This window comes from Actinoplanes sp. NPDC023801, from assembly GCF_040639655.1.
In the GTDB taxonomy this organism is placed as follows: Bacteria; Actinomycetota; Actinomycetes; order Mycobacteriales; family Micromonosporaceae; genus Actinoplanes.
Map to the genome: position 1 here is coordinate 1 of NZ_JBFAAI010000066.1, position 9,170 is coordinate 9,170.

Genomic DNA, 9,170 nt, shown 5'->3' on the forward strand with positions numbered 1-9,170 from the left:
CAAACACTTTTTTTGTGTTGGGTTTCTTTTAGTTCCCGGTTGTCCTCCCCCAATCCGGCTCCCCGCCGCCGCGGGGGGCCCCCCCGCCCCCCCCCCCTTCTCCGTTGCCTATACCTTGCGACGCAAGGTACCTTGTCGATGTGAGCGACGATGCGGCACTGACCACGGCCCTGCGCCGCGGCACCATCGAGTACTGCGTGCTCGCGCTTCTCGACAAGCGCGAGCTCTACGGCGTCGAGCTGGTGCAGCAACTCAGCACCGGCCTCGGCATGACCACCAGCGAGGGCACCATGTATCCGCTGCTCTCCCGCCTGCGGCGCAACGGCCGGATCGCGACCACCTGGCGCGAGGCCCCGGCCGGTCCACCCCGGCGCTACTACACCCTCACTCCGGACGGCGAGGCGGCTCTCACCCACTTCCGCACCGAGTGGGTCGTCTTCCGCAGCGGCGTCGACCGCATCCTCGGAACGGAGCTTTGAGATGACCCAGACCGACGAACTCGTCGCCGCCTACCTGGCACGGGTGGAGCGGGCCGCGGGCCGGCTGCCGGCCGGGCGCCGCGAGGAGCTGATCGGCGATCTGCGCGAGCACATCGAGATCGCCCGGGCCGAGTCGGAAGCGGAGACGGAGGCCGAGGTCCGTACGATCCTGGACCGTCTCGGCGACCCGGAGAGCATCGTGGCGGCCGCCGACACCCAGACCGACCTGCCCCGGGTGCCGCCCGCCACGCCCCACCCGCCGCCCACGCCCTATCCGCCCGCCGCTCCCTATCCGCCCGCCGCGCCGTACCCGCCGTCCGGGCCGTTCGCGCCGCAGGCCCCGCCTGCGCCGCACCGCCCGCAGTCGCGGATGACACTGTGGGTGATTCTCGGCGTGGTGGCCGTTCTCGCACTGCTCGCGTTCTGCGCCGGAGCCCTCACCCTGTCCCGCGACGGCGGCTCGGCACCGGCGGTGTCCGAGGTGGGTCCGGCCGTACCCGCACCGGAGCCCACTGATGTCCAGCCCTCACGACCCTGATTCCACCCTGAAGATCCCTTCGTAGGGCCTCGTCCGGGTTACCACTGATATGCCGCGGTGGGCGGAAGTTGGGAGGATAGGGCGGTCCATTGTCCGGCCTTGGGGAGGCCAGCATGAGGTTCGCCCGTCCAGCAACCGCCGCCGCCCTCGCCGCCGTCCTGTTCCTGGCGGCGTGCGGCACCGATTCGGCTCCGGTCTCGGCGCCGCCACCGAGCAGCCCGCACACCGGTCACAGCACCGGGTCGGCACCACCGGCCAGCCCACTGCGCCAGAGCGAGCGATTCGTCGAGGTGGGCCTCGCGCAGCCGTACACCCCGGCAGCGCCGAACGGCGGCACCGACGAGTACCGGTGCTTCCTCGTCGACCCGAAACTGACCGAGGCGGCCTACCTGACCGGAAGTCAGTTCCTGCCGCAGAACGCCGCCATCGTGCATCACGCGATCTTCTACCGCCTCGACCCCGAGCAGGCCAAGGCCGCCGAGAAGGTGGACGCCGAAGCCGCCGGCGAGGGGTGGACCTGCTTCGGCGACAGCGGCGTGCAGGGTCAGACCGCCTGGGTGGCGCACTGGGCACCCGGTGCCGGCGAGACCCTGATGCCGTCGGGCTACGGCTTCAAGATGCCGCCCGGCAGCAAGCTGGTCATGCAGGTGCACTACAACCTGCTCGGCGCCGGCGACGGCGGCCCGGGTTCGGACGCCTCCGGCATGCAGATGCGCATCTCCGCCGCACCCGACCTCAAGCCGCTGGAGACCGGCCTGGTGATGGCCCCGATCGAGCTGCCCTGCGAGGCGGGCGGAACCGGGCCCCTCTGTGACCGGGCGACCGCTGTCGCCGACGTCGGCAAGCGGTTCGGCGCCGAGTCGGTGGAGACGGTCAACCAGCTCAACCAGTGGTGCAACGGTGGCGCCGCGCCGAAGTCCGGCAACACGCAGAGCTGCGACCAGCCGATGGAGCAGGGCGGCACGGTGCACATGGCCGCGGGGCACATGCACCTGCTCGGCCGGGCGATCAAGGTCGAGCTCAACCCGGGAACACCGAAGGCGCAGACCCTGCTGGACGTCCCCCAGTACAACTTCGACAACCAGGCGCTGATCCCGCTGGCGAAACCCGTCAAAATCGCCAAGGGGGACATCGTACGGGTGACCTGCACCCACGATGCGACACTGCGCAAGCAGCTGCCACAGCTGCAGAAGCTGCCGCCGCGGTACGTCGTGTGGGGCGAGGGCACCAGCGACGAGATGTGTCTCGGAATCCTGGTCGTCGCGCCTGAATAGTGGGTAAAGCTGGATGTCATGACGCAGTACGGCATCCACGCTTCGCACGAGCAGATCCGGCCCGGCGTGCTCCTGGACGCGATGATCGCGGCCGAGCGCGCCGGGTTCGACGCGGCCATGTGCTCCGACCATTTCTCACCGTGGAGCGCCCGCCAGGGCCAGTCAGGTTTCGCCTGGTCCTGGCTGGGCGCCGCGATGCAGGCCACCAACCTGAGCTTCGGAGTGGTCAACGCACCCGGCCAGCGCTACCACCCGGCGATCATCGCGCAGGCCATCGGCACCCTCGCCGACATGTTCCCGGACCGGTTGTGGGTGGCAATGGGCTCCGGCGAGTTCAGCAACGAACACATCACCGGCGGCAAGTGGCCGCGCAAGGAGGTCCGCAACGCCCGCCTGCGTGAGTCCGTCGACGTCATCCGTGATCTGCTGGCCGGCGAGCAGGTGTCCCGCGACGGCCTGGTCACCGTCGACCGGGCCCGGCTCTGGACCCGGCCCGAGGTGACGCCGCCGCTGATCGGCGCGGCGGTCAGCGTCGAGACGGCCCGCTGGTGCGCGGAGTGGGCCGACGGCCTGGCCACCGTCAACGCCCCCGAGGAGCAGATGCGCGCGGTGATCGACGCCTACCGCGGGGCCGGCGGCCGCGGTCCGGTCTGCCTGCAGGTGCACCTGAGCTGGGCACCCAGCCAGCGGGAAGCCGAGGAGATCGCCCACGACCAGTGGCGCAGCAACATCTTCGCCCCGCCGGTCTGCTGGGACCTGGCGACCGCCGAGGAGTTCGACGTCGTCTCCGAGAACGTGACGGTCGAGCAGGTGGCGGAGGTCGTCAACATCTCGGCCGACCCGGAGGAGCACGTCGAGCGGCTACGACGCTATGCCGCTCTCGGCTTCGACCGCATCTACCTGCACCACGTGGGCCAGGACCTGATGCCGTTCATCGAGACGTTCGGCGCGAAGGTGCTGCCCGCGCTGCGCTGACCGGGAGCGTTTGTCGGCGTACATCCGCTCGTCGGCGCGCGCGAGCAGCTCGTCCGGCGCGACGAGGCGACGCTCGGTCCAGGTGACGGTGCCGGCCGCGGCCGTCACCTGGAGGGCCTGCCCGCCCCACGGGACGGGCACGGCGATCGACCGCGTCACCCGGTCGCTGATGGTCCGTACCGTCGCCTCGTCGGCGTCCGTGCAGAAGATCAGGAACTCGTCGCCGCCGATCCGGGCGACGACGTCCCCCGGCCGGACCGCCTCGCTGATCCGGACGGCGGTGACCCGCAGGATCGCGTCGCCGGCCTCGTGGCCGTACTCGTCGTTGATCGGTTTGAAGCCGTTGAGGTCGCAGTAGATCAGCGCCAGATCGCCGGGCGCGCCGCCGGTGTGGGCAGCGATCGCCTTCTGCATGGCGGTGAACAGCTGCCGCCGGTTCACCAGGCCGGTCAGCTCGTCGTGGGTGGCCTGATACAGCAGGGCGTGCTTGAGCCGGCTGATCCGGACCAGCACCAGCGGGATGCTGAGCAGCGGCGCGACCGTCAGCATCAGCCCGTCGGCGGGCTGGCCCAGCAGCTGCGCGAGGCCGCCGCAGAGCGGGATGAGCAGCAGAGCCCCGCCGAGCAGGCCGAGTCGCATCTTCGGCTCCGGACCGCCGAGTCGGGTGGCGGGTTCGCTGAGGTGCTTGACGCTCGGGTGCAGGCCGGCCGCACCCAGACTCAGGTAGCCGATGGCGAAACAAAGTGCCGGCAGCGACCCGGCCGCACCGGTGGCCGGGCCGATGTTGACCAGGCCGGTGCCGAGGATCGTGAGGCCCAGCGAGACGAACAGGTAGTTCAGGCAGACCCGGCTCGCGGCACTGGCCCGGGCCACCCGCAGCAGAGCACCGCAGATGCCGAGCAGCACCAGCAACTGGGTCAGCACCAGGAACTGCCCGGCGATACCCATCCCGAGGCGCAGCAGATGCGGCCGGAACAGGAACTCCCACACCGGCGCGGCCAGGGCGATACCCCATACCGCGGCGTCGATCGTGCCTCCGGCGTCGCGCGGGGCGTGCCGGATCACGATCAGCAGGCTCGCGGCCAGCAGGAAAACGTAACCGCCGAGCTGCGGCGGAACCACCAGCACAGCCGGCGGGATGCCGTCCTCGCGCAGCAACGCGGCCACGAACCAGCCCGCGTTGCCTATGGTGAGCAGCAACAACGCGATGATCACGAGGATCCAGGGCCGCTGATCGGTGACCCGCTGCCATCGCATGCCCGCCACGATCGCGACCGCCGCGAGGATTCCGGAGAGCAGCATGAGCCCGGCCCGGGCCGGCACGCCGCCACCGAGATAGCCGAGGGTGAACATCAGGGCCAGCAGCGTGAAGACCGCCGTCACGGTACGGCCGGCGCGCGCTGTCGCCGGCCGGGGCGTCGAGACGTCCCGGCCGGTCGGGATCTTCCCGGACCGGCTCACAGTCGTGGTGATCGACGGCGGCGAGGCAGTCCTGAGGTTTAACGGGGCATCAGCGGCAGACCCGGCCGGCCGCGGCCCGGAGGCACCGGGTGCCCGGCGTGCTCTCGTACGGTCAGGCGAATGCGGCACGCAGCAGGGTGGTCACCGAGGCGGCGGTCAGGCCGCACAGGACCACGGTACGGAAGCGGGCCGGGTCGGTGAGGCGGCCGAACAGGCGGTCACCGGCCCACCATCCCGCGGCGACGGCCGGGAGGCCGGCCGCCGCGATGATCAGTGAGTCGGTGGTGAAACGGCCGGCCAGCACGAACCCGGCGACACCGATCGGGCCGACCACGACGAAGACAGCGGCCAGGGTGGCGCGGAACTGGCGGGGTGGCAGGCCCATGGCAGTGAAGGCGGCGGCCATCGGCGGGCCGTTGACGCCGGTCGCGGTGGTCAGGACACCCGACAGGAACCCGGCGGTGGCCATCGCGGTGCGCCCGGCCCGGATGCGCAGCCCGCGCCAGATCGCGACGGTGCCGCCCAGGACGCAGACGGCGATCAGCATGGTCAGCACGCGGGCCGGCAGGAGGATCAGCGCCAGCAGACCGAACGGCAGGCCGGCCACCCCGGCGAGCAGGACGGTGCGGGCGGTTCGCCAGCGGACCTCGGTGTGGTCGCGGGTCACGGCCACCGCGTTGAGGAGGACGGCGAGGACCGACGACCCGACGACCGCGTCCACCGGACCGGCTGTCAGGCTCAGCAGAGGCACCGCGAGCAGAGAGAACCCGAACCCGGTGGTGGCCTGGGCCAGTGCGGCCAGAGTGATGATGCCGGCCGCGCCGAGGACCGCCGGAATGTTCACCCGCCCACCCTAGAAGGCGGCCCGGGTGTGACCGCCCGCACGGGCGCCGGTGGAACGGTCACCCCGCCGAGGCCAGCTCACCGGCCGCGTCGGAGAGCAGCGCGGCGACCCGGGTCATCGCGTCGATCCGCTGCTCGATCTCCCGGGGCCGCGGGCTCAGCAGAGCGGTGACCGGGGTGTTGACCCACTCGCCGGTGACCACGTAACCGCAGCCCGGCAGAGCCTCCTCGATCCGCCCCAGCAGTTCCCGGGTGAACAGGGCCGCCACCTCCGGCGTGCCGATGTCCCCGTCGACCAGCCGCCCGTCCGCGATCGACACCCGGCCCACCGGCAGCGGCCGGGACAGCCTGGCCAGATAGAAGGTGTCGTGGCCGCCGATGTCCCGGGTCTGGTCGAAGACGACGAACTCCACGCCGTTCTCGGTCCCGGTGAGTACCGCGAACGCGGGCGGCGCGTCCCGCAGGAACTGTTCGAGACGGGTCGACGCGGGCAGCGCGGCGTCCTCAGCGCGGTAGGTCCATCCGCGGCGGGCCGCCAGGCGCGGACGCCCGCGCAGGGTCCGGGTCCGGGAGATCAGCTTGCCGGTCTGGAGCAGTACCGTCACCCCGCCGGCGAGCCCGAGGACGCCGGCGGCCCCGGGCTTGTGCTCACCGATCAGCCGGATCGCGCCCGCCAGCAACAGCACGCCGACGAACAGCCAGATCACCGGGCGGCGGCGGCTGCGCAGCCGGGCCGGGATCGGGCTGTTGGCGCCGTATCTGGTCCACTCGTTCACTGGTTCCTCCGCGAGCCGGGTGCCCCTCCATACCCGCCGACGGCACTGTCCGACCCTCCACACGGTACGGTGCGCATCCGGCTCGCGGCACGCCGTTTCACCGCCGTCGAAGGTAACGAACGGCTACGGATTCGGCGCGGGTCGTCAGCCCAGGACGGCCTCCACGCGGACCACCGAACCGGCGACGGCCGGCGGGACCAGGTTGCCGTCGACGCGTTCACCGTCGACGAGCAGGTGGGTGATCCGGCCGCTGCCGCTCACGCTGATCTCGTACGTGGCACCGCGGAAGCTACGGGTCGCGGAGAACCCCGGCCAGCCGGACGGCAGCACCGGGTCGACCCGCAGGCCGCCGAAGTCGGGACGGATTCCCAGGATCCACTGGCTGATCGCCACGAAGTTCCAGGCGGCGGTGCCGCTCAACCAGGAGTTCTTGGCCTCGCCGTGGGTGGGCGCGTCCTTGCCGGCGATCATCTGGGCGTAGACGTACGGCTCGCAGCGGTGCACCTCGCTGATGTCCTCGCGGGCCGACGGGTTGAGCCGCTGGTAGTAGTCGAACGCCCGGTCCCCGTTGCCCACCATCGCCTCGGCGATCATGACCCACGGGTTGGTGTGGCAGAAGATGCCGGCGTTCTCCTTGTACCCGGGCGGATACGACGAGATCTCGCCCAGCTCGATCCGGTAGCTGGAGTAGGCGGGCTGCTGCAGCACGATCCCGTGCGGGGTGGCGAGCCGGTCGGCCACGCTGTCCAGCGCCTTCACGGCCAGCCCGTCCTCCAGCCCGACGCCGCCGAGGACGCAGATGCCCTGCGGTTCGATGAAGATCTGTCCCTCGTCGTTCTCGCCCGAGCCGATCACGTTGCCGTGGAAGTCGTACGCCCGGCGGAACCAGGAACCGTCCCAGCCGTGCTCGGTGATCGTGCCGGCCATCTTCTCGGCGGCCGCCCGGTAGACGACTCCCTCGCCCTCCTGCCCCCGCAGCGCGGCGATCTCCGCCAGTTCCTTGGCCGCAAGCACGAACAACCCGGCGATGAAAACCGACTCGGCGACCCCGCCGGTGGCGTTCTCGGTGGTCTGGAACGGCTCGCCCGGGGTGTCGGAGAAGCAGTTCAGGTTGAGGCAGTCGTTCCAGTCGGCGCGGCCGATCAGTGGCAGGCCGTGCGGACCGAGCCGGTCCAGGGTGTAGCGCAACGACCGGCGCAGGTGCTCGTAGAGCGGGACCTCACTGCCGGGCGCGTTGTCGAACGGCACCGGCTCGTCGAGGAACGTGTGGTCGCCGGTCTCCTTCAGGTACGCGGCGACGCCGAGGATCAGCCACAACGGGTCGTCGTTGAAGCCGCTGCCGATGTCGTTGTTCCCGCGCTTGGTCAGTGGCTGGTACTGGTGGTAGGCACCGCCGTCCTCCTTCTGCGTGGCGGCGATGTCCAGGATCCGTTCGCGCGCCCGCTCCGGGATCATGTGCACGAAACCGAGCAGGTCCTGGTTGGAGTCGCGGAAGCCCATGCCCCGGCCGATGCCCGACTCGTACATCGAAGTGGATCGGCTCATGTTGAAAGTGACCAGGCACTGGTAGGCGTTCCACACGTTGACCATCCGGTCGGTGTCACCGTCCGGCGTCGACACCTGCAGGATGCCGAGCAGCCCGTCCCAGTAGGCGCGGAGGTCGGCGTACCCCTGCTCGACGACCTCGGGCCGCAGCCACCGGGAGATGACCGGCTTGACCCGGGTCTTGTTGATGGTCTGCGATCCGGGCGGATCGAACTTGTCGTCCTTCGGATTCTCGGCGTAGCCGAGGACGAACACGACCTCGCGGGTCTCGCCCGGCGCCAGGGCGAGCCGCACGTGATGGCTGCCCATCGGCTGCCAGCCATGCGCGACCGAGTTGCCCGAGGAACCGGACTCGACGACGGCCGGGCGGTCCCAGCCGCGGTAGGCGCCGAGGAACGCGTCCCGGGAGGTGTCGAACCCGGCGAGCGGCTCCGAGCAGGCGAAGTAGGCGAAGTGGTCGCGGCGCTCGCGGTACTCCGTCTTGTGGTAGATCACCCCGTCGACGACCTCGACCTGGCCGGTGCTGAAGTTGCGCTGGTAGTTGGTCGCGTCGTCCTGCGCGTCCCAGAGACAGAACTCGATCGACGAGAAGAGCGAGAGTTCCGCGTTCTCGTCCCGCTCGTTGGTGACACGCACCCGCCAGACCTCGAGGGTCTCGCCGAGCGGCGCGAAGTAGAGGGTCTCGGCCCGGATACCCTTCCGGGAGGAGCCGATCTTGGTGTACGACAGCCCGTGCCGGCACTCGTAGTCGTCGAGTTCCCGTTCCGGGGTCGGCTGCCAGGACGGCGACCAGTAGTCGCCGGTGCCGTCGTCGCGGACGTAGACGTACCGGCCGCCCACGTCGAGCGGCGCGTTGTTGTACCGGTAACGGGTGAGCCGCCGCAGACGGGCGTCACGGTAGAACGAGTAGCCACCCGCCGTGTTGGACACGATCCCGAAATAGGCGTCCGTACCGAGGTAGTTGATCCACGGCAGTGGCGTGTCCGGCCGATCGATGACGTACTCGCGCTGCTCATCGTCGAAATGCCCGTAGCGCAACAGGTCCTCCCCCGTCGCAGTCGGAGCCGCCCGGCTGATCGCGGAACGGCATGGGAGCATTTGGGAGCGCTCCCATGGGCGGTTATTTTACCGCTTCGACACCTTCCTGTGACCAACCCTGAGCCTTCGGATTCCCCGCCACCCCAAGAACCCGGCTGGGGGGCCCCCCGAGAAGCCGGGGGGGGCCCCGTGGGGGGTGGGTTTTAGGGGTGCAAGGGGTTTATTAGGGGCCACGGGGGTT

The 9,170-nt window shown here is 70.5% G+C and carries 8 protein-coding genes; 4 read left to right on the plus strand and 4 right to left on the minus strand.

Annotated elements, in window-relative coordinates; genetic code table 11:
* The first annotated feature begins 140 nt into the window (after positions 1 to 140).
* The 4 genes from AB0G04_RS43910 (at position 141) to AB0G04_RS43925 (ending at position 3,266) form a co-directional block, all read left to right on the plus strand.
* Positions 141 to 479 (plus strand): PadR family transcriptional regulator, encoded by a 339-nt coding sequence (locus AB0G04_RS43910; protein ID WP_239166449.1) that lies wholly within the window; start codon positions 141 to 143, stop codon positions 477 to 479.
* Between the two features lies 1 nt (position 480).
* Positions 481 to 1,017 carry a hypothetical protein gene (locus AB0G04_RS43915; protein WP_360996620.1) on the plus strand — a complete coding sequence of 179 codons (537 nt, stop codon included), beginning with the start codon at positions 481 to 483 and terminating at the stop codon, positions 1,015 to 1,017.
* 113 nt (positions 1,018 to 1,130) lie between these two features.
* The gene (locus tag AB0G04_RS43920; RefSeq protein ID WP_360996623.1) at positions 1,131 to 2,291 is read left to right on the plus strand and encodes a monooxygenase; all 1,161 of its coding nucleotides are present in this window, start codon (positions 1,131 to 1,133) and stop codon (positions 2,289 to 2,291) included.
* 18 nt (positions 2,292 to 2,309) lie between these two features.
* Positions 2,310 to 3,266 (plus strand): TIGR03885 family FMN-dependent LLM class oxidoreductase, encoded by a 957-nt coding sequence (locus tag AB0G04_RS43925; protein ID WP_360996625.1) that lies wholly within the window; start codon positions 2,310 to 2,312, stop codon positions 3,264 to 3,266.
* On the opposite strand, the gene AB0G04_RS43930 is transcribed toward AB0G04_RS43925, so the two are convergent.
* From AB0G04_RS43930 to AB0G04_RS43945, 4 genes are all read right to left on the minus strand, one after another.
* Complete coding sequence (locus tag AB0G04_RS43930; RefSeq protein WP_360996628.1) at positions 3,153 to 4,727, minus strand: GGDEF domain-containing protein; 1,575 nt, start codon at positions 4,725 to 4,727, stop codon at positions 3,153 to 3,155. The two genes, AB0G04_RS43925 and AB0G04_RS43930, sit on opposite strands and share 114 nt — an antisense overlap.
* Before the next feature lie 112 nt (positions 4,728 to 4,839).
* Positions 4,840 to 5,571, minus strand: a complete 732-nt coding sequence (locus AB0G04_RS43935) for a sulfite exporter TauE/SafE family protein (RefSeq protein ID WP_360996631.1) — start codon at positions 5,569 to 5,571, stop codon at positions 4,840 to 4,842.
* A 58-nt stretch (positions 5,572 to 5,629) separates the two neighbouring features.
* A complete protein-coding gene (locus tag AB0G04_RS43940) occupies positions 5,630 to 6,346 on the minus strand; it encodes a hypothetical protein (protein WP_360996634.1) in 717 nt (238 codons plus the stop codon).
* Between the two features lie 144 nt (positions 6,347 to 6,490).
* Positions 6,491 to 8,929, minus strand: a complete 2,439-nt coding sequence (locus AB0G04_RS43945) for a glycosyl transferase (protein ID WP_360996637.1) — start codon at positions 8,927 to 8,929, stop codon at positions 6,491 to 6,493.
* Positions 8,930 to 9,170 lie beyond the last annotated feature (241 nt).

Excerpts from the sequence above, each read along its gene's own strand:
- AB0G04_RS43915 (WP_360996620.1), top strand. The coding sequence starts at position 481 with ATGACCCAGACCGACGAACTCGTCGCCGCCTACCTGGCACGGGTGGAG.
- AB0G04_RS43925 (WP_360996625.1), top strand. The coding sequence starts at position 2,310 with ATGACGCAGTACGGCATCCACGCTTCGCACGAGCAGATCCGGCCCGGC.
- AB0G04_RS43920 (WP_360996623.1), top strand. The coding sequence starts at position 1,131 with ATGAGGTTCGCCCGTCCAGCAACCGCCGCCGCCCTCGCCGCCGTCCTG.